Origin of the sequence: Radiobacillus sp. PE A8.2, assembly GCF_045635475.1 — a bacterium.
GTDB lineage: Bacteria > Bacillota > Bacilli > Bacillales > Amphibacillaceae > JBJGXI01.
Genome location: NZ_JBJGXI010000033.1, coordinates 1 through 17,348 on the forward strand (window position 1 = coordinate 1; position 17,348 = coordinate 17,348).

Consider the following 17,348-nt stretch of genomic DNA (forward strand, 5'->3'; position numbering starts at 1 on the left):
TCGATGCTGTCGTTTTTGACGACGAAATATAATATATCATGGTTGATATTTTGTGTCAACACTTTTTTTATGTTTTCATAATCCTGTGTGACGCCGTTTCGTATCTTTTAACTGACAACAAAAAATAATATAGCATATAGCATACGCTTTAGCAATAGTTTAAATGAAAAAAAACTCCAATATATAAGGAGTTAATAACTTCCAGTAAGATATAAACTGAATAATTGCTTCCCTTTGCAGCACATCACCGCTCGTTAATCCCCCATCTATCCGCTCCTGTCTGTCACCTCAGTAGCGGATGATTAATAAATTTGCATATTTTCTCCTTCAACTTTTAAATTAACAGATATACTACGAACTAAATTTTCTTTTACACAACTATTGATTTTTTAAACGTTTCGGTATGTATTTCAAACATTCTTTATCACTTGCTACTCTTCGAAACAACTGAAAAAGCATTTTGTACCTTTCTGTCATAGCATGTTTAACCAATTGATCAATGCGCTTATCTTCTAAGTCTAATAGTAGTTCTTCTAGTTCTCGTTTAATTAGATATTCTATTTCTTTTTGTTCGGCCTCGTTTACTAACATGCCTAGCATTATATCACCTCTATAGAAAAGTATTACCTATCTTGTCCATATTCCTAACCTTTTATGAGTAGCAAAAAACAATTCATTTGGTCATATTGGCTAATTCAAAACATAAAATATAGCAAGTCCTTTTAAAGGAGGGGAAGCATGCAGCATTTTTATACAGTTAAAGCTAAGCATTGGAAAACATGGTTGACTATCCTCGTAGCCGCACTTTTTACTGCTATTTTCATTTGGGTAGAGACCGAAAGTTCTTTTTCTGTCTTTTCCACACAGGACAAGCCAGCCGCACTTAGTAAAGGGAATGAAAATGATCCCAATATTGCACTTACCTTTAATATAAGTTGGGGAAATGAGAAATTAGAACCAATCCTTGAACAACTAAGTGAGCACAAAGTCAAGGCTACTTTTTTTGTTAATGGGGAATGGGCAGAGCGGCATCCTGAGCTAGTAGACAAAATAAAAGAAAATGAACATGAACTGGGAATGATGGGATACCGTTATAAAAGTTATGTGAAACAAGACATTGAACAAGTTCGGAAAGACCTGCTCTACGCTAGAGAGATTTTTCGCAAACTCGGTTATCCTGATACGACGCTATTACGAACACCTAGCGGGCACTTTAATGCAGAGGTGTTAAAATTAGCAGAATCACTAGGATTTACTGTCGTGCAATGGAATGTTAACCCGAACGACTGGGAAAATCCAGGAGAGCAAAAAATTATTGACCACGTGATGAACAAAACATCCAAGGGGGATATCATACTTCTTCATGCATCTGATTCGGTTAAGCAAACACCACAAGCTTTAACTAGCATTTTACCAGGATTAAAAAGCAAGGGTTTTGATTATGTTACTATTTCTGAATTAATATCACGTGCAGAAGCAAAATCTGAAATGATTGAATAGAAAAGCGCAGAGTGCCGCTTAGAAACGTAGCGATTGGAGCGAGTCGACTAAGATAAAGGAATCATGCCCCCGCATAGGGGGTATGTCGACGTTGGACGGCAAGTCCGCTTTTAGTCGACCTTCGATAACACTTGAATCAATGATGACTTATCGTAAGGCGATTCGGGAAGTCACCTAGTTTCTGGCGCAGGGAGCTAGACACATCCCCGAATTTTATATTTTCTTATCTATTAAAAGACAAGGGATCCCTTCACGATGAGGATCCCTTGTCTTTTTACTTTTTCGCGTCTTCGTTTGTAACAGGTCTTTTTTCAGTAATCCGATGCAACAGTAGTAATTGGTAAGTGTTACACACAAGTAAACAGATAATCATCATCCAAACATAGTCATTTCCATCTGTGCGGAGACCTGGAACCCATTCAATAGACGTTACCACAACCATAAAAAATAGAGCAGGAACGAAAGCTTTATTATTTGTTTGCTTTGCTTTTATTCCGGCAACAATCCAACTGTACACAAATAATGCAACTGCAACTAAGAGATATCCTACAATTGAATGCTCAACATCTGCAGCGCGGTGTCTAAAGTACACTAAATCAAATAAGGCTACGACTATTAACAATAGTTGTATCGGAGTCCAAAATCCACGAAACATTCCCAGACCAAACTGGTTGATCGTTAGATAGGCAAAGAAACCCATTTGACTAATTAAACTAAATACAAGACCTAGCCCAATGATAAAAAGCACAATACCTAACAATTGAAAGTAGTTAATTGGTTGCAAATATTCCGTATAAGAATCAGTTTTAACAAAAAAGCTTGTTATAATTGCAGAAATAGCACCTAGAAACAAGGTTCTAAAAAACATTCGGACTATATTTCGACTTTTTACCACAATGAATCCTCCCATTTATCCCTCAACTTGTCTTACGTATTTTATCACGAATAATTCCTTTTTTCCTTCTTCGTACATATTTTTTGCTCCATTTACCATATTAAAAGTAAGAATCGCAAATGAAAGGAGTTGTATCTACTTTGTATCGAATAATTCCATTTGCATTCATTTGTCTCTCCTTCTTCCTTCTTAGCGCTTGTACAGGCGGAGGTTCTGGAGGGGGAGAAGAAGCCAATTACGAAACAACCAAGAAAATGGTTGCCGATATATTGAAAACTGATGAGGGAAAAAAAGCAATTACGGAAGTGTTATCCGATGAGGAAATGCAAAAGACCTTCGTGATTGAATCAAAATTAGTAAAAGATGCTGTACAAAGTACCTTAACATCAGACCAAGGTAAAGAATATTGGTCTAAAATGTTCGAAGACCCAACATTTGTCGAAGCATTTGCAAAAACAATTCAAACGCAGCAAGAACAGCTGATGAAGGATTTGATGAGTGATTCTGAATATCAAAAAAAATTACTGGAAATATTACAAAACCCAGAAATGCAAGAACAAACGTTAACGGTATTAAAAAGCCAACAATTTCGACAACATTTAGAACAGACAATTCAAGAAACAATGAATACACCACTTTTTAAAGCAAAAATGAGTGAAATAATTATTAAAGCGGCTGAAGAAATGAAGCAGTCTGGTGGCCAAAGTCAAGAAGGTGGTCAATCTGAATCAGGGGCTGAAGGTGGCAGCGGTGAAAGTGGCGGTGAAGGTAGTGAAGGTGGTAGTGAGGGTGAAAGCGGTGGCGGTGGTAGTTAAAACTATGCTGCACCGTGATTTATCCTCCATAGCAAAAATGCCCTCCAAGTTGGAGGGCATTTTTCTTTATTCAATTTTAGAAATAACCTTAGCAGCGATCTTGCGATATTCTTGTCCATTTGGATGATCTTCTTGGTATACAGAAGGCGCAAATACATCTTCTTCTTCATATGGTTGCTGTAAGGACAGGCGACCAATTACTTCCGTTTGCAGTGCATCGGCAAGTTTATCACCGCCACCTTTACCGAAAACATATTCTTTTTCGTTAGTGAGGCGACTCTGGAAGTAGGACATGTTCTCTACTACTCCTAGAATCTCATGGTCTGTCTTCAATGCCATTTGTCCTGCTCTTGCAGCTACAAATGCAGCCGTTGGGTGTGGCGTTGTAACGATTATTTCTTTTGAAGTAGGTAGTATGTTATGCACATCTAATGCAATATCTCCTGTACCTGGAGGTAGGTCTAGTAATAAATAATCTAAATCTCCCCACTCCACCTCTTTAAAAAAGCTCGTTAACATTTTACCTAGTCTAGGGCCACGCCATATGACTGGTGAGTTATCTTCTACAAAGAAGCCCATGGAAATAATTTTAACACCAAACCGTTCTACCGGAACAATTCGATTTCCCTTTAAAGATGGACGGTTCTCTACACCCATCATATCAGGAACACTGAATCCATAGATGTCTGCATCGATAATCCCTACGCGCTTTCCTAAACGAGCTAGAGCAACGGCTAAATTTACTGTGACAGTAGATTTACCAACGCCACCCTTCCCACTAGCAACAGAGATAAACTTTGTATCAACATCTCCGCTAAGTAATGACGCTTTTTCTTCGGAAGCGGGTTGGTACTTCGCAATCACTTCATCCGCAAGTTGATTAAAGCGCAATCCGACAGTTACAGCACCGCCACGTTTTAAAACGTTAACTATTTCTTGTTGCAGTTGCATTTGTTCTCCTGTGTTAAGTTTGGCAATTGCAAGTTTAACACTAACATGTTTCTTATCAGGCTTAATCTGTATTTCTTCAATCCCACCAGTTTCCTCTAGTGTTTTATGTAAAAATGGATCTTTTAGTGGATGCAATAGTTCGATCACTTGTTCTTCAGTTAACACAATTAGTCACCATCCTTATTCGACATACTTAATGTAAGTATAACATATCTCATTATTATACTAAGTAATATGAATTTAGGATGGGCAAAATAATTAATCCGATTCTTCGACTTCTTCTGTGACATAACGTAGCATTCCTTCGTAGATACTTGCTGCTATCTTTTGTTGATATGCTTCTGTTTTCAATAATTCACGTTCATGTGCATTAGATAGAAAGCCTATTTCAACTAGAGCTCCTGGCGTTTCCGCGTGCTTCAATAGATACATATTGTTTATTGGAAGTGCCTCTCTTGTCGTGTTCTCCAAATTTCTAATTATTTCAGCTTGTATTAATTTAGCTAAGTGTTCACTTTTTTCTAACGAAGGGTAATAAAAGCTTTGTGCACCATTCCACTGCGAATCCGGTATCGCATTGAGGTGGATACTTGCAAAAAAATCAGCATTTTTACCCTTTATAAATTCCACCCTATTTTTAATATCTTCTGCCTTACGTCTAGCTAGACCTTTTGTATCTTCTGCAGCAAGGTCTTTATCCTCTTCTCTTGTCAAATAAACAAGGGCACCTGATTGCTGAAGATAATCCTGTAATAACATTGCAACTTTTATTGTTATATCTTTTTCTAGGGTATCATCTGCACCAACTGCACCACCGTCTACTCCTCCATGTCCAGGGTCTAGTACAATGACTGTTCCTGATAACGGTAATGACCACGATTCCCATGAATTTGTCGTTTTTTGAATTGGATATTGAACAAGAATAATTAATAATACTGCACCTAGTACCCAACTTATGATTTTAACTGACCGATTCATCCGTATTTCCTCCCATATGTTGATCCTGTGTTCAAATATATGGGACAAGGGTTTCGTTTATGACTGAAAACTGATCAATCGAAAAAAACAATCCTTTTATATTCAACTGAAAAGAACATTACTGATGAATACTGTGATTTAGCTATTTCTGATAAGCTGTTATCTAAGAGATTATTATTGTTGCATAAGATATCTAGACTCCGGCTTAGTGCTAAACAGACGCTCTCAACTCTCAAGGTTTCTAACCCAGATCGTATGCCACAAGAGGAACGGGAACGTGCTGCGAGGACGATGAACCATTAACGGTCACCATAGCATTTAACTGTGAAAAAGAGGCGTCGTTAGAATTGAGCGGCCACCAACGCACTTATTTGACTGGTATTGTTGTTTCTATGGTTGTTATCGGTAAATAAGTGCTATGGTGGCCGCTCAATTCGGTTATTTCTCTGAGCTAACTTAAGTGCCTTCAGATATTACATAAAGTTCATACCTGCCTCTACAATGGCTTCATCAATGTCCTTCCTTAACAATTCTTTCAATCCTCGTGATGAATACCACGCTTTAAGTGGACCAGGATGATTTGTAGGTTTTTTTGCATCTAAAAACCAAATGCCAGACCTATCTTCAAATTGCTTTAAGTAAGGTCGTCCATTCGTTGCGAACAAAAAGGGAATAAAGTAATCTCCATATGGTTGGTTAATGATTTCATTACCCTATTTTTCAACGAGTCGAGCGTAATTTTTCACTTGTTCGATATCAAAAAGGATATTCTTCCTCAATCTTTTTGCTTCAATAATTTCTACGAACTCTAAACCAACAAACAAAGCATAATCAGCAAATCCTCTTTTTCTTTTCAGTTTATCTTTGTCAGATATGTATAGTTGCTCTTGGCGAAATTTTTCTAGTTCACTCTCCAGCTTCGCTACCTTTTCATCATATATAGAGGGTAACCTCCGAAGTTCTTGTTCATCTATTGTTTGAACAGGAACTGGTTCCTAATATTCAGGTTCTTTAAAATCCCAATCACCATAAACCTGCATAAGCAATACAGCAAGGCGATGAGCCATATGCAAGAGAGCCTGAGCCTCTATTTGGGTACCATGTCCTTCATGCATGGCTTTATTGACTTTTTTCCGTATCTTCTCGAGGAAATCCTCTAATTCTTGTGAGATAAGACCCTCTCTACGGAGTGCACGAATCCTATCCGTTTGTTTTGTTTCATATGTTTCCTTTATTTCTTCATAAGCTAATACATATTTCGTTAACGTCTCTGCAAATACACGAAGTTTCATCAAGATAGTGTTTGGATCTATAAAAACGTTTTTTTCTACGGTCTCCCCTAAGTTCGCAAGGATATCCCATTTATTAGAAAGAAAATAAAAATTACTTGCACCCATGTTTTACATCCTAGATATCTATATACCTATTATAACCAATAACAGAAACAGGAGAATAGCCCACTTAATATCAAGGTGTGTAACCTTACTCATCTAAGAAGTATCATCCTAAAATGAAAGAATAAATTGAAAATAATAAAGAGCCCTTCTACGTAAGTGAAAAGAGCCATAAGTTTGACCCAAGTATTATTATTAACTTAGAAAAAAGTTGACAATGTACCAACTTTCACCTAAAAACCCATTTCTTAACATTCCTTAAGTAATTCATTACCCCTACCCTTAGAAAATGAAAAATTTTCCTTATTCAAGGAAAGCACCTGATTGTTGATGATTTCATAATATAATATAATAAGAAGGATTTTTTTTATTTTTGTCGAAATTGAGTGTTATTATAAGGAAGAAAGGGAGTTGTATTGTTGAGTAAATTTTATGCAGTTAAAGCAGGTCGAAAACCGGGTATTTATATGACTTGGGCTGAAACAGAAGAACAAGTTAAAGGTTTTTCTGGAGCTATCTATAAATCGTTTAAAACTAGTAAAGAAGCTCAAAATTTCTTCGATAATAATAACAGTAAGTCTGTTTTAAACGAAGTACATAGAGTCAGCGAGAAAGAAGAAATACATACCCCCCCAACACAAACTTCTGAATTTTCCAACACGGATAAGCATAATAGTATAGAAATCTATGTTGATGGGTCGTATTCAGACAGCCCTCCAATTTATGGTTCAGGTTGGGTTGCTGTTAAAGAAAATGACGTAGTGAAGAAGAAATCATTTTCTGATAACGATGAAAGATATATTGAATCACGTCAGGTGCCGGGTGAAGTGTTTGCATGTATTGATGCTATTAACTGGGCTAAAGAATCCGGTTACGAACATGTTATTATTTCTTATGATTATGAAGGAATTGAAAAATGGGCTAAGAGAGACTGGGCTGCTAAAAAAAATATTTCGAAAGATTATGTAACCTTATATGACAATGCTTCCTCGGGGATTACCGTAACTTTTAATAAGGTAAAAGCTCATTCCGGCATTAATTTTAACGAAATAGCAGACAAATTAGCTAAAGGTGCCCTCTTACAAAAAGGAATTCGTTCAAATAAAGATGGTGGTATAACTATTTACGGAATTGATCGAGAAGAACTAGAATTAATTTTTGATTTAATCCAATCTGAAAATCCTAATTTTGCATTGGATACCAATACTGAAAGACAGGGATGTATCAATTTTACGCTTAGATCTGATGATTATAGGGTAGTAATTAACTGTTACGACACCGGAAGAACTGTAGTTCAAGGCAAAGACTCACCATTTATGCAATATACCTTAACATTATTACTTCAACTATGTGAAACTGAAGATGATGTTGTTGAAACCTTAAATGCATTCAATATGGTTACAATTAATCCTCAAATCGTAGAGGATCGATTTAATGAAGTGCTTCCTAATTATAGACATACGTCTAATAAACTTGATATGTCTTTAAAGCAAGCAGTGTATAATTTAACCATTTCTGGTGTAAGATATGACTATTCCGACTTACCAATGCCCATTTTAAGAGCAATTGATTACTATTTACATGTGATTTTCAAGTCAATCGGGCTTAATACAGTAACTTCCAATGGAAAAAACAATTTTGGCTTTTTCGATCCAGGTGCTGATGATAATTTCTTGCTCCCAACAGCGCATGCGGATAAATTTGCTGACGAGAGAAAAGTAGCATTTATAAATAAACTTTACAACTTCTATCATAAAAATAGACATACCCTCTTCCATTGGGATGAGGAATCTGAAGATACTCGAGTTTTAAGCTCAATTGAAGAAGCTAGAGATACCATATTAGAAGGTTGCACTTTGCTAGACGAATACTACATTATTTTTTAGTTATTGTTTTACTTTTCAATTCAATTAGTGTATATTTGGATAGTTTAGTTTATAAAAACTAGGAAGGGGGTATTAACATGATGGCTCTTCAAGAAAATCCTGTTTCTTCAACAGAACATTTTGATGTAATTCCATTGGAATCAACCTCAGACTTTTTATATTTACTTGTTTTAAAGTCTCACACTGCTCCTAGTCATTGGTTAAAAACTGAAAAAGTTTTCGTTGTTGATTTTTCAGGTAATATAGTTCTTGATAGAATGCTTCATGTTGGTAACTCTAAAGACCGTTTTGTTGTATATAAAGTTATTGATGGAGCTATTAATGATTATAAAGGAACAATACTAGAACTCGATCGAAAAGATCCTCTAAGGATTTTAAGCAATTCGGTTTTTAGAAATTATCCCGAAATTGTTGAGAATTCTATCCTTAACAGCAGTCAAAAAAAACTTTTATTACATGGTTTATCAATTTAAAACCATTTTTGTCTTTCTAATTGAAGAATCAATTTTCTATAAAACTACTAAGACAGCCGTGCCAGTGTGCTTTACGGTTGTCTTAGTGTCCTTATTTCGGACCTGTTTTGGTTTACATCTAACAGTATTCATATTGGCTATTAAATTATCTAGCACATTGTCTACACTTCTAACTATTATATGGAGTGACAAAGTTAAAGTTTTCTTTTAGGGAAATTTTCTCTTACAGCAGTGCTATATTTCCGCTTCTGATTTACCTCTATATTCCTCTAATATTTGTTTCTTTGAATAATCACTAGTCATAGAAAATAATTCCTGATTCATCTTCTTTTTTGCTAATTCGGTTAAAATTTCATCAGCTTCATCATGTCCTATTTCTCTAATATATTTATTTTCAATTCCGGCTAACTTGATTACTTCTAAAGCAACTTTCCAACCATGTTCACCCTTCACCTCTTTTTCTAACCTTTCCATCGCTTTTGGGACTAATGCTCTTATTCTATCTATTGATGCCCCCAAAATTTCTTTCCTTCCTTTGTTTAGTTCTGTCTGAAAATATACGTCATAATTTCTCCATTTAGTTACAGTTACTCTATTAACACCAATTATATCAGCAACTTCGCGATCTGTTTTTCCGGTAACTAATAAATCAATAGCATGTAATTGCGCTGTGGTTAATCCTTGTTCCCTTTTGTAGACCTTTGTAGCTTTTGGCATTTAAATCACACCTTTCATTTTTAAAACATCTCTTTTCGTTCAAAATAATCAAAATAGCTTTTTACCTTTAAGAGAAAATATTCAAATGTGGCACCGATCCGTTCTATATAGACGATCCTACTTTTACTTAAAGAGCGGGCATACACTTCACCGGAAATACCAATCATAAAGCCCACTTGTTTGGCTTGTGTATCTCTATTCAGAAATTCTAGGAAAAGGGGTTTATTCTCTTTTATCTTTTCCTTAATGGAAGCGGGTAAGTACTTACTGTTGGTTATTCGGATATGCTCTCCCTCTGCCAATAGATCACAACCCGCCAGACTTGCCGCATTCATAATTTTTTCGAATTCCATTTTATATAAGCTCGCTACCATCATTGTTTTTATTTTCATAGCCTAGAAAGTCATCCCTACTATTCCTAGAATTAGCTAAAGCCTTGTCATCATTCGGGTTAAAATAGTGGGATTGCATTTCCTAATTAATCCTAGTATTCCTAGAATTCATTTGTTCGTTACCTTTATTTAATTCTAGGAATTGTAGGTTATTAGTAGGATTCTTTTTCCGATTACTCGTATTCCTTGATTTATCAACGTTTGGGGCATTTATAGGAATAGTAGGGTTTGCAGGTATAGGATTTAATAAATCATAACTTTTTCGCCCTCTTCACGTAGTATTACGTTCAACCTTTTTAATGTAGTTTCTTACTTCCAGCTCATTAATTGCCATGTCATATCTATCGGTGGTTTTAAATCGCCCTTTCGTTCCTTGCCATACCTCCTGTCGTGAATAACGCTCTTTCCTAAAACGAAAGAGTCTAAGCGTTTAATCAGTTTAGACAGTAAAACCCTATCTTTACTCAAAAAGTGGCGTATACGACAAATAGAAGCGGCTTTAGCTAATAGTAATAGTTCAGATGTTAATAAGATGGTTTTTACATGGGATGACGGTACACCGCTCCGCTTAGCTTATCCAAATGACAAGGTCGATATTGTAATTTAAAAACACCAACCTTCACAGAATTACTATTCATGGGTTGCGCCATACACATGCTTCCCTATTATTTGAAGCAGGAGCAAGTATTAAAGAATTACAGGAGCGGCTAGGACACTCCGATATACAAATGACGATGAACATCTATACAAAGGTGACAGACACCTTAAAAGAGAAGACAGCAGAGAAATTTCAAAGGTACATTGAGCTTTAATATGTGGTCACAAGTCATTTTCTTGCATAAAAAAGACCCTTTCCACAAAGTGAAAAGAGCCTTTGAAACGTAGATATATTAACGTTTTGAGAACTGTGGTGCACGACGAGCGCCTTTAAGACCGTATTTCTTACGTTCTTTCATGCGAGCATCACGAGTTAGATAACCAGCACGCTTAAGTGTCGCGCGGTATTCTGGATCCGCTTCTAATAATGCACGAGCAACTCCGTGACGGATTGCACCAGCTTGACCAGTGAAACCTCCACCTTCTACAGTTACTAATACATCATAGCTACCTTCAGTTTCAGTTGCAGCAAGCGGCTGCTTAATTACCATACGAAGTGTTTCATATGGGAAATAGTCTTCCGCATCACGTTTGTTTACAGTAATACGTCCAGTACCTGGTACTAAACGTACACGAGCAGTTGAACTTTTACGGCGTCCGGTTCCGTAGTATTGTACTTGTGCCAAGATTCATTACCTCCTTTTAATTATCCGCGAAGTTCGTAAACTTCTGGTTTTTGTGCTTGGTGCGTATGTTCAGCGCCTCTGAATACGTGTAATTTCTTAGCCATCTTACGGCCTAATGGACCTTTTGGAAGCATCCCTTTTACAGTTAATTCAAGCATTTGCTCTGGGTATTTTGTACGCATTTCTAGAGCAGTACGTTCTTTAAGACCACCTGGGTGTTGTGAGTGACGGTAGTACTTTTTGTCTGTTAATTTTTTACCTGTTAATTCGATTTTCTCTGCATTTACGATGATTACGTGATCACCAGTGTCTGCATGCGGTGTGTATGTTGCTTTATGCTTACCGCGAAGTAATGATGCTACTTCACTGGATAAACGACCTAACGTTTTTCCTTCAGCATCTACAACGAGCCAATTGCGCTCGATATTATTTTCATTCGCCATGAAAGTTGTACGCATGATTAGTTACCCTCCTAAAATTAAAACTATCCATAATCCAAATGTATACGACCTGCAACTACTACCATAGTAGTTCCTATAATGTTCATCGTGATTGGAGTGCCTGTTGGCGCTCTCCCAATGTGATTCATTTTTGCACTGACTAGATCAACGCTTCTTAAACTTTCTTTTACTTCTAACACGAGCTAACTTTCCGGGGCTAATTCGTGGTTTAGAAAATAAAATGCCATAGATCATAATATAACAGTTACCTATACTTTGTCAATAAAATGTAACGCTCGGATCCGTTGTTTTTAACATTTTTTATTTTTTATAGCAAATTTAATGCCCAAATAACGATCACTATACTGCTCATTGTCTATCTCGATAGACAACATTCCACAAAAACAATCCTTGCGGTGGCGCTGTTTTTCCAGCAGCACCACGATCCTTTGCATCTATTATTTTCACTATATCAGATGGTAGATTTTTCTTATATCCAACATCAAGAAGGGTTCCTACTAATATACGGACCATGTTATATAAAAATCCACTACCTCTAAATGAAAATATTAGTTTGTCAGCTTCCTTCCAGCACATTGCTTGATAGATGGTTCGGGTTTTATCACCCTTCACACCCGTTTTGGTAGCACAGAAGGATGTAAAGTCATGTTTCCCTTCAACGAGCTTACAAGCCGCTTGAATCGCTTCTACATCGATAGGTTTACTAACATGATAAGAATAATGCCGCTCAAATAAAATAGGCTGCGCAGATGCTAAAATGACATAACGATATTCCTTTTCTACAACATCATAGCGGGCATGAAAATCGGCAGCTACTTCTTCAGCATACCTAACAAAGATATCTTCTGGTAGAAGTGCGTTTAATGCTCGCTGCCAATTTTCATCTGGAATCGTTAAATTTGTGTCAAAGTGCAACACTTGTCCCTGGGCATGTACACCAGCATCGGTTCTTCCGGATGCTGTAACACGAATAGAGCTACCTTTATGCATTTTGCTAAGGGCTTGTTCAAACGCTTCTTGTACGGTTCTACCATTTGGTTGTACTTGATAGCCTGAGAACGCTTTGCCATCATAACTAATCACACATTTGATTCGTTGCAATTTGATTCATCCACCTTTATGCACGAGTGTAGAATAACGCTACTATGACGATAGCGAAAAGACCAAACATACAAAAGTCGATTGTTTGAAGTTTAAGCTCACGTAGCTTTGTTCTGCCTTCTCCACCTTGATACCCTCTTGCCTCCATAGCCATCGCTAGTTCTTCTGCCCGTTTGAATGCACTGACAAATAACGGGACAAGTAATGGGACAACAGCATTAATCCGGTCTTTAAGCGGCCCCGTCTTAAAATCTACACCTCGAGATGCTTGTGCTTTTGAAATTTTCTCTGTTTCTTGCATTAACGTTGGAATAAATCGCAAGGATATAGACATCATTAATGCCAGTTCATGAACTGGAAATTTTATTCGCTTAAGCGGGTGCAATAAATTTTCAATCGCATCTGTTATTTCTATTGGGGTCGTTGTTAATGTGAGTAAGGTTGTTACTAAAATTAATAGAAAAAAACGTAGAGCAATAGAAAAACCTTGCGTCACTGCTTCGGAGTATATAGGAAATGATAACACCCGAAACAAAATCTCTCCTTCTCTCGTTACAAACAGGTGCAGGATAAATGTAAATAGAATCAGAAACCAGACAGGTGTTAAGCCCCTGGCAATGAACGGGAGGCGTATGCGCGTTGATAACGCACTGCAAACTGCGAATAAGCTTAACAATCCATAGCTCCACACCGAATTAGCAAGAAATACAATGATGACAAACAGGAAGATAATAATCATTTTCGTTCTTGGGTCTAAACGATGGATCATACTATTTCCCGGGACAAATTGTCCAATAATAATTTGTGTCATGCTTGTTTCCCCCTCACTAATAGGGCCACATCACTTGCTAATTCCTCTATTGTTTGACCATTGTATGGGAGACTTACACCAAACAGTCGCTCAAGTTTTTGTAAGAAAGCAATAATCTCAGGGACATCTAATTGAACCTTCTTTAATTGTTCTTGCTTTACAAGCACTTCATTCGGTTTGCCTTCCATATATTTCGTACCATGGTCTAATATGATGACATGGTCTGCGTATTGGAGTGCATCTTCCATACTATGCGTTACTAGTACAGTTGTCAGTTGTTTCTCTCGATGAAGTTGATAAAACATATCCATCATTTGTTTCTGTCCTTTTGGGTCAAGGCTTGCCGTTGGTTCATCTAAAACGAGAACTTCTGGGTTCATTGCCAATACTCCAGCAATAGCAACACGACGCATTTGACCGCCACTTAAATCAAATGGAGATCGTTGCAACAGATCACGTGAAATATTTACAGCCTCAGCTGTTTCATAAACACGCCTCTCAACCTCTCTCTCACTGACACCAAAGTTCTTCGGTCCAAAACCAATATCTTTTGCAACCGTTTCTTCAAATAATTGGTGCTCTGGATATTGAAAAACAACTCCGACGCGTTTCCTTAATTCTTTTATTGCTTTTTGTTTCTTATCTGCTGACAGTCTGAAATTACCAATCACAACTTCTCCTTTAGTTGGCCGGATCAAACCATTCAAATGCTGAATGACTGTTGATTTTCCCGAACCTGTATGACCAACGATTGCCACAAAGGAGCCAGATGGAATCGTAAACGATAATTGTTGAATTGCTGTATGTTCAAAAGGCGTCTTTGGTTGGTATATGTATGTCACATCGTTGAATGTAATGTCCATAGCTCCTCTAATAACTCCTCATGATTTAGTGGTTGTTTTGAGATGTTAACCCCTTGACTAGATAATTCACTAGCTAGCTGCGCTATAAAAGGAGTATCCAAGCCAATTTCTAGTAGCCTATCTCTTTTTGCAAAGACTTCACGAGGCGATGTTTCCATCCATATCTTCCCCTGATTCAAGACAATAACCTTGTCGGCATGTGTTACCTCATTCAAATCATGTGTGATAGATACAAGAGAGATATTTCCCTGTTGTCTTAAATTATGTATGGTTGTCATGATTTCATTTCGGCCTTTAGGGTCTAACATTGCGGTTGCTTCATCTAGAATCATCGTTTCTGGAGATATAGCTAAAACTCCAGCAATCGCTACCCTTTGCTTCTGGCCACCTGAAAGTCGATGCGGCTCGTGCATCATATAATCTTTCATCGCAACTGTGGCTAAACTCTCGTCTATACGTTTGATCATTTCTTCTCGTGGAATACCACGGTTCTCTAACCCAAATGCAACGTCGTCACGGACAGTAGTACCGACAAATTGATTTTCCGGATTCTGAAAAACCATTCCCACGGTTCTTCGCACATCCCAAATCGTGTCTTCATTGACAGGTATACTATTAACGATAATTTGCCCCTGGTGTGGAAGGATTAAGCCATTTATTAATTTCGCGATGGTAGATTTTCCAGATCCGTTATGACCAATAATAGCTACCCATTCACTTGCACTAATCTGAAAGCTAACATCGTCCAACACCCACGGACCTTCTTCATCATACCGATAGGAAACATTCTTAAATTCAATCATTGATGTAACCAAGCTAACACCTCAAAAAAACCAAATTTATTACCTGGGTAATAAGAAAAGCGCAGAGCGCCGCTCAGAAACGTAGCAACTGGAGCGAATCGACTGAGATAAAGGAATCATGCCCCCGCATAGGGGGTATGTCGACGTTGGACGAAAAGTCCGCCTTTAGTCGACCTTCGATAAAACTTGAATCGATGATGACTTATCGTAGGGCGATTCGTGAAGTTGCGCAGTTTCTGGCGCCCGGAGCTTGACACTTGAAAAGCGCAGAGCGCCGCTAGAAACGTAGCGACTGGAGCGAATCGACTGAGATAAAGGAATCATGCCCCCGCATAGGGGGTATGTCGACGTTGGACGACAAGTCCGCCTTTAGTCGACCTTCGATAAAACTTGAATCGATGATGACTTATCGTAAGTCGATTCGCGAAGTCGCCTAGTTTCTGGCGCTCGGAGCTAGAAACTTGTAAGAATTATACACCTATCTTATCTAGCAAAAAAGTTAACATTTTTGAATAACAAAAAAGGGCTTGGATTCACCTCATGTAAGAGACTCTGTCCTGCCCTTCAAGCCATTCATATCTACTTAAACTAATTCAATGATCGCCATTTCCGCACCATCACCGCGACGTGGTCCTAATTTAAGAACTCGTGTGTAGCCGCCTTGACGCTCATCGTAGCGTGCAGCAATATCAGAAAATAACTTTTGTACTGCATATTCATTTTCATTAGCTTCTACATTATAAAGAAATGCTGCAGCTTGACGACGGGCATGCAGATCACCGCGTTTACCTAATGTAATCATTTTATCTACTACAGAACGAAGCTCTTTCGCTTTAGCCTCTGTTGTTTCTAATCGTTCATGAATAATCAAATCAGTGGCAAGGTTACGTAGAAGTGCCATACGTTGATCTGTTGTACGACCTAATTTTCTAGCCATGGATTATCCCTCCCTTATTTCGGAATATCTTAAGGTGTCTAAATCAATCGTCTTTACGCAAACCTAACCCAAGCTCATCAAGTTTATGTCTTACTTCTTCAAGAGACTTACGACCAAGGTTACGTACTTTCATCATATCTTCTTCAGACTTATGCGCTAACTCTTGTACGGTATTAATACCCGCACGCTTTAAACAGTTATAAGAACGAACAGAAAGATCTAGTTCTTCAATAGTCATTTCAAGAACCTTTTCTTTTTGATCTTCTTCTTTTTCTATCATAATCTCAGCATTCTGTGCTTCATCAGTCAAACCAACGAAGATGTTCAAGTGCTCTGTATATATTTTCGCACCTAAAGAAACAGCTTCCTCTGGTCTAATACTTCCATCAGTCCATACATCCAGTGTAAGTTTATCAAAGTTAGTAATTTGCCCGACACGGGTGTTTTCCACTTGATAGGTCACACGGGAAACAGGAGTAAAGATGGAGTCCACAGGTATAACACCGATTGGTTGATCGTCATGATTGTTTACTTCAGCTGGACGGTATCCTCTACCACGTTCCGCTGTAATTCTCATATGCAAATGTGCATTACTACCTAAAGTTGCAATATGAAGGTCAGGGTTTAATACTTCAACATCACTATCATACGTAATGTCAGCAGCAGTAACGATCCCATCACCTTGCACATCAATTTCTAAAGTTTTTACTTCTTCAGAATAAATCTTTAGAGCCAGTTTCTTTAGGTTTAATATAATTGTGGTTACATCTTCAACGACTCCTTCAATCGTGGAGAATTCGTGAAGCGCACCATCAATTTGCACTGATGTTACAGCAGCACCAGGGAGTGAGGATAATAGGATACGACGCAAGGAGTTACCTAGAGTAGTACCATATCCGCGTTCAAGTGGTTCTACGACGAACTTTCCGAAAGTAGCATCATCGCTAATTTCAACCGTTTCAATCTTTGGTTTCTCAATTTCGATCATTAAATAAAACCCTCCTTCAAAACGTCGAAACCCCGGCTAGACATTATCTTCGTCTAACCGAAATTCCTCATGTAGGCAGTTCCCGTTTCTGCATTTAGCA

General features: G+C 37.7%; 21 protein-coding genes. 5 read left to right on the forward strand and 16 right to left on the reverse strand.

Annotated elements, in window-relative coordinates:
* Positions 1–378: 378 nt before the first annotated feature.
* Positions 379–600 carry a hypothetical protein gene (locus tag ACI6MV_RS16375; protein WP_407271400.1) on the reverse strand — a complete coding sequence of 74 codons (222 nt, stop codon included), beginning with the start codon at positions 598–600 and terminating at the stop codon, positions 379–381.
* Positions 601–738: 138 nt separating this feature from the next.
* Between ACI6MV_RS16375 and pdaB the strand changes: the two genes are divergently transcribed.
* Positions 739–1,500: a polysaccharide deacetylase family sporulation protein PdaB gene (pdaB, locus tag ACI6MV_RS16380; protein WP_407271401.1), complete on the forward strand. Its 762-nt coding sequence runs from the start codon at positions 739–741 to the stop codon at positions 1,498–1,500.
* Positions 1,501–1,774: 274 nt separating this feature from the next.
* On the opposite strand, the gene ACI6MV_RS16385 is transcribed toward pdaB, so the two are convergent.
* Positions 1,775–2,368: a KinB-signaling pathway activation protein gene (locus ACI6MV_RS16385; RefSeq protein WP_407271402.1), complete on the reverse strand. Its 594-nt coding sequence runs from the start codon at positions 2,366–2,368 to the stop codon at positions 1,775–1,777.
* A 167-nt stretch (positions 2,369–2,535) separates the two neighbouring features.
* On the opposite strand from ACI6MV_RS16385, the gene gerD reads away from it, so the two are divergent.
* On the forward strand, positions 2,536–3,210 hold the full coding sequence (gerD, locus tag ACI6MV_RS16390) for a spore germination lipoprotein GerD (protein ID WP_407271403.1): 675 nt from the start codon (positions 2,536–2,538) through the stop codon (positions 3,208–3,210).
* 66 nt (positions 3,211–3,276) lie between these two features.
* Here gerD and ACI6MV_RS16395 read toward each other — a convergent pair whose 3' ends face one another.
* The 4 genes from ACI6MV_RS16395 to ACI6MV_RS16410 all read right to left on the reverse strand — a co-directional run bounded on the left by ACI6MV_RS16395 (position 3,277) and on the right by ACI6MV_RS16410 (position 6,536).
* Positions 3,277–4,326, reverse strand: coding sequence for a P-loop NTPase (locus ACI6MV_RS16395; protein ID WP_407271404.1), 1,050 nt, complete (start codon positions 4,324–4,326; stop codon positions 3,277–3,279).
* A 93-nt stretch (positions 4,327–4,419) separates the two neighbouring features.
* A complete protein-coding gene (gene cwlD, locus ACI6MV_RS16400; protein ID WP_407271405.1) occupies positions 4,420–5,139 on the reverse strand; it encodes an N-acetylmuramoyl-L-alanine amidase CwlD in 720 nt (239 codons plus the stop codon).
* A 473-nt stretch (positions 5,140–5,612) separates the two neighbouring features.
* Positions 5,613–5,804 (reverse strand): hypothetical protein, encoded by a 192-nt coding sequence (locus ACI6MV_RS16405; protein ID WP_407271406.1) that lies wholly within the window; start codon positions 5,802–5,804, stop codon positions 5,613–5,615.
* A gap of 330 nt (positions 5,805–6,134) precedes the next feature.
* Positions 6,135–6,536, reverse strand: coding sequence for a DUF4145 domain-containing protein (locus ACI6MV_RS16410; RefSeq protein WP_407271407.1), 402 nt, complete (start codon positions 6,534–6,536; stop codon positions 6,135–6,137).
* A 416-nt stretch (positions 6,537–6,952) separates the two neighbouring features.
* On the opposite strand from ACI6MV_RS16410, the gene ACI6MV_RS16415 reads away from it, so the two are divergent.
* Positions 6,953–8,419, forward strand: coding sequence for a ribonuclease H1 domain-containing protein (locus ACI6MV_RS16415; RefSeq protein ID WP_407271408.1), 1,467 nt, complete (start codon positions 6,953–6,955; stop codon positions 8,417–8,419).
* A 77-nt stretch (positions 8,420–8,496) separates the two neighbouring features.
* Entirely contained in the window at positions 8,497–8,892 is a 396-nt protein-coding gene (locus ACI6MV_RS16420; protein ID WP_407271409.1) for a type II toxin-antitoxin system RnlB family antitoxin, read from the forward strand.
* A 234-nt stretch (positions 8,893–9,126) separates the two neighbouring features.
* On the opposite strand, the gene ACI6MV_RS16425 is transcribed toward ACI6MV_RS16420, so the two are convergent.
* Both ACI6MV_RS16425 and ACI6MV_RS16430 read right to left on the reverse strand, forming a co-directional pair.
* The gene (locus ACI6MV_RS16425) at positions 9,127–9,609 is read right to left on the reverse strand and encodes a helix-turn-helix domain-containing protein (RefSeq protein ID WP_407271410.1); all 483 of its coding nucleotides are present in this window, start codon (positions 9,607–9,609) and stop codon (positions 9,127–9,129) included.
* Between the two features lie 20 nt (positions 9,610–9,629).
* The gene (locus tag ACI6MV_RS16430; protein ID WP_407271411.1) at positions 9,630–10,001 is read right to left on the reverse strand and encodes a hypothetical protein; all 372 of its coding nucleotides are present in this window, start codon (positions 9,999–10,001) and stop codon (positions 9,630–9,632) included.
* 641 nt (positions 10,002–10,642) lie between these two features.
* Here ACI6MV_RS16430 and ACI6MV_RS16435 point away from each other — a divergent pair.
* Positions 10,643–10,813, forward strand: coding sequence for a tyrosine-type recombinase/integrase (locus ACI6MV_RS16435; protein ID WP_407271412.1), 171 nt, complete (start codon positions 10,643–10,645; stop codon positions 10,811–10,813).
* A 78-nt stretch (positions 10,814–10,891) separates the two neighbouring features.
* Here ACI6MV_RS16435 and rpsI read toward each other — a convergent pair whose 3' ends face one another.
* The 8 genes from rpsI to ACI6MV_RS16475 form a co-directional block, all read right to left on the reverse strand.
* A complete protein-coding gene (gene rpsI / locus ACI6MV_RS16440; protein ID WP_407271413.1) occupies positions 10,892–11,284 on the reverse strand; it encodes a 30S ribosomal protein S9 in 393 nt (130 codons plus the stop codon).
* A 20-nt stretch (positions 11,285–11,304) separates the two neighbouring features.
* Positions 11,305–11,742 (reverse strand): 50S ribosomal protein L13, encoded by a 438-nt coding sequence (gene rplM / locus ACI6MV_RS16445; RefSeq protein ID WP_407271414.1) that lies wholly within the window; start codon positions 11,740–11,742, stop codon positions 11,305–11,307.
* 351 nt (positions 11,743–12,093) lie between these two features.
* Positions 12,094–12,846: a tRNA pseudouridine(38-40) synthase TruA gene (gene truA / locus ACI6MV_RS16450; RefSeq protein WP_407271415.1), complete on the reverse strand. Its 753-nt coding sequence runs from the start codon at positions 12,844–12,846 to the stop codon at positions 12,094–12,096.
* A 16-nt stretch (positions 12,847–12,862) separates the two neighbouring features.
* Complete coding sequence (locus tag ACI6MV_RS16455; protein ID WP_407271416.1) at positions 12,863–13,657, reverse strand: energy-coupling factor transporter transmembrane component T family protein; 795 nt, start codon at positions 13,655–13,657, stop codon at positions 12,863–12,865.
* Positions 13,654–14,520 carry an energy-coupling factor ABC transporter ATP-binding protein gene (locus ACI6MV_RS16460; RefSeq protein WP_407271417.1) on the reverse strand — a complete coding sequence of 289 codons (867 nt, stop codon included), beginning with the start codon at positions 14,518–14,520 and terminating at the stop codon, positions 13,654–13,656. The genes ACI6MV_RS16455 and ACI6MV_RS16460 overlap by 4 nt, the downstream gene beginning before the upstream one ends.
* On the reverse strand, positions 14,496–15,335 hold the full coding sequence (locus tag ACI6MV_RS16465) for an energy-coupling factor ABC transporter ATP-binding protein (protein ID WP_407271418.1): 840 nt from the start codon (positions 15,333–15,335) through the stop codon (positions 14,496–14,498). The genes ACI6MV_RS16460 and ACI6MV_RS16465 overlap by 25 nt, the downstream gene beginning before the upstream one ends.
* 571 nt (positions 15,336–15,906) lie before the next feature.
* A complete protein-coding gene (rplQ, locus tag ACI6MV_RS16470) occupies positions 15,907–16,260 on the reverse strand; it encodes a 50S ribosomal protein L17 (RefSeq protein WP_407271419.1) in 354 nt (117 codons plus the stop codon).
* A gap of 43 nt (positions 16,261–16,303) precedes the next feature.
* Complete coding sequence (locus ACI6MV_RS16475) at positions 16,304–17,248, reverse strand: DNA-directed RNA polymerase subunit alpha (protein ID WP_407271420.1); 945 nt, start codon at positions 17,246–17,248, stop codon at positions 16,304–16,306.
* Between the last annotated feature and the right edge of the window lie 100 nt (positions 17,249–17,348).

Bases quoted from the DNA above. Each gene is read 5' to 3' on its own strand.
- ACI6MV_RS16475 (WP_407271420.1), bottom strand. From the start codon at position 17,248: ATGATCGAAATTGAGAAACCAAAGATTGAAACGGTTGAAATTAGCGAT.
- ACI6MV_RS16410 (WP_407271407.1), bottom strand. From the start codon at position 6,536: ATGGGTGCAAGTAATTTTTATTTTCTTTCTAATAAATGGGATATCCTT.
- rplM (WP_407271414.1), bottom strand. From the start codon at position 11,742: ATGCGTACAACTTTCATGGCGAATGAAAATAATATCGAGCGCAATTGG.
- ACI6MV_RS16460 (WP_407271417.1), bottom strand. From the start codon at position 14,520: ATGGACATTACATTCAACGATGTGACATACATATACCAACCAAAGACG.
- ACI6MV_RS16385 (WP_407271402.1), bottom strand. From the start codon at position 2,368: ATGTTTTTTAGAACCTTGTTTCTAGGTGCTATTTCTGCAATTATAACA.
- ACI6MV_RS16425 (WP_407271410.1), bottom strand. From the start codon at position 9,609: ATGCCAAAAGCTACAAAGGTCTACAAAAGGGAACAAGGATTAACCACA.
- pdaB (WP_407271401.1), top strand. From the start codon at position 739: ATGCAGCATTTTTATACAGTTAAAGCTAAGCATTGGAAAACATGGTTG.
- ACI6MV_RS16375 (WP_407271400.1), bottom strand. From the start codon at position 600: ATGCTAGGCATGTTAGTAAACGAGGCCGAACAAAAAGAAATAGAATAT.
- ACI6MV_RS16455 (WP_407271416.1), bottom strand. From the start codon at position 13,657: ATGACACAAATTATTATTGGACAATTTGTCCCGGGAAATAGTATGATC.
- rplQ (WP_407271419.1), bottom strand. From the start codon at position 16,260: ATGGCTAGAAAATTAGGTCGTACAACAGATCAACGTATGGCACTTCTA.
- cwlD (WP_407271405.1), bottom strand. From the start codon at position 5,139: ATGAATCGGTCAGTTAAAATCATAAGTTGGGTACTAGGTGCAGTATTA.
- ACI6MV_RS16420 (WP_407271409.1), top strand. From the start codon at position 8,497: ATGATGGCTCTTCAAGAAAATCCTGTTTCTTCAACAGAACATTTTGAT.
- ACI6MV_RS16430 (WP_407271411.1), bottom strand. From the start codon at position 10,001: ATGAAAATAAAAACAATGATGGTAGCGAGCTTATATAAAATGGAATTC.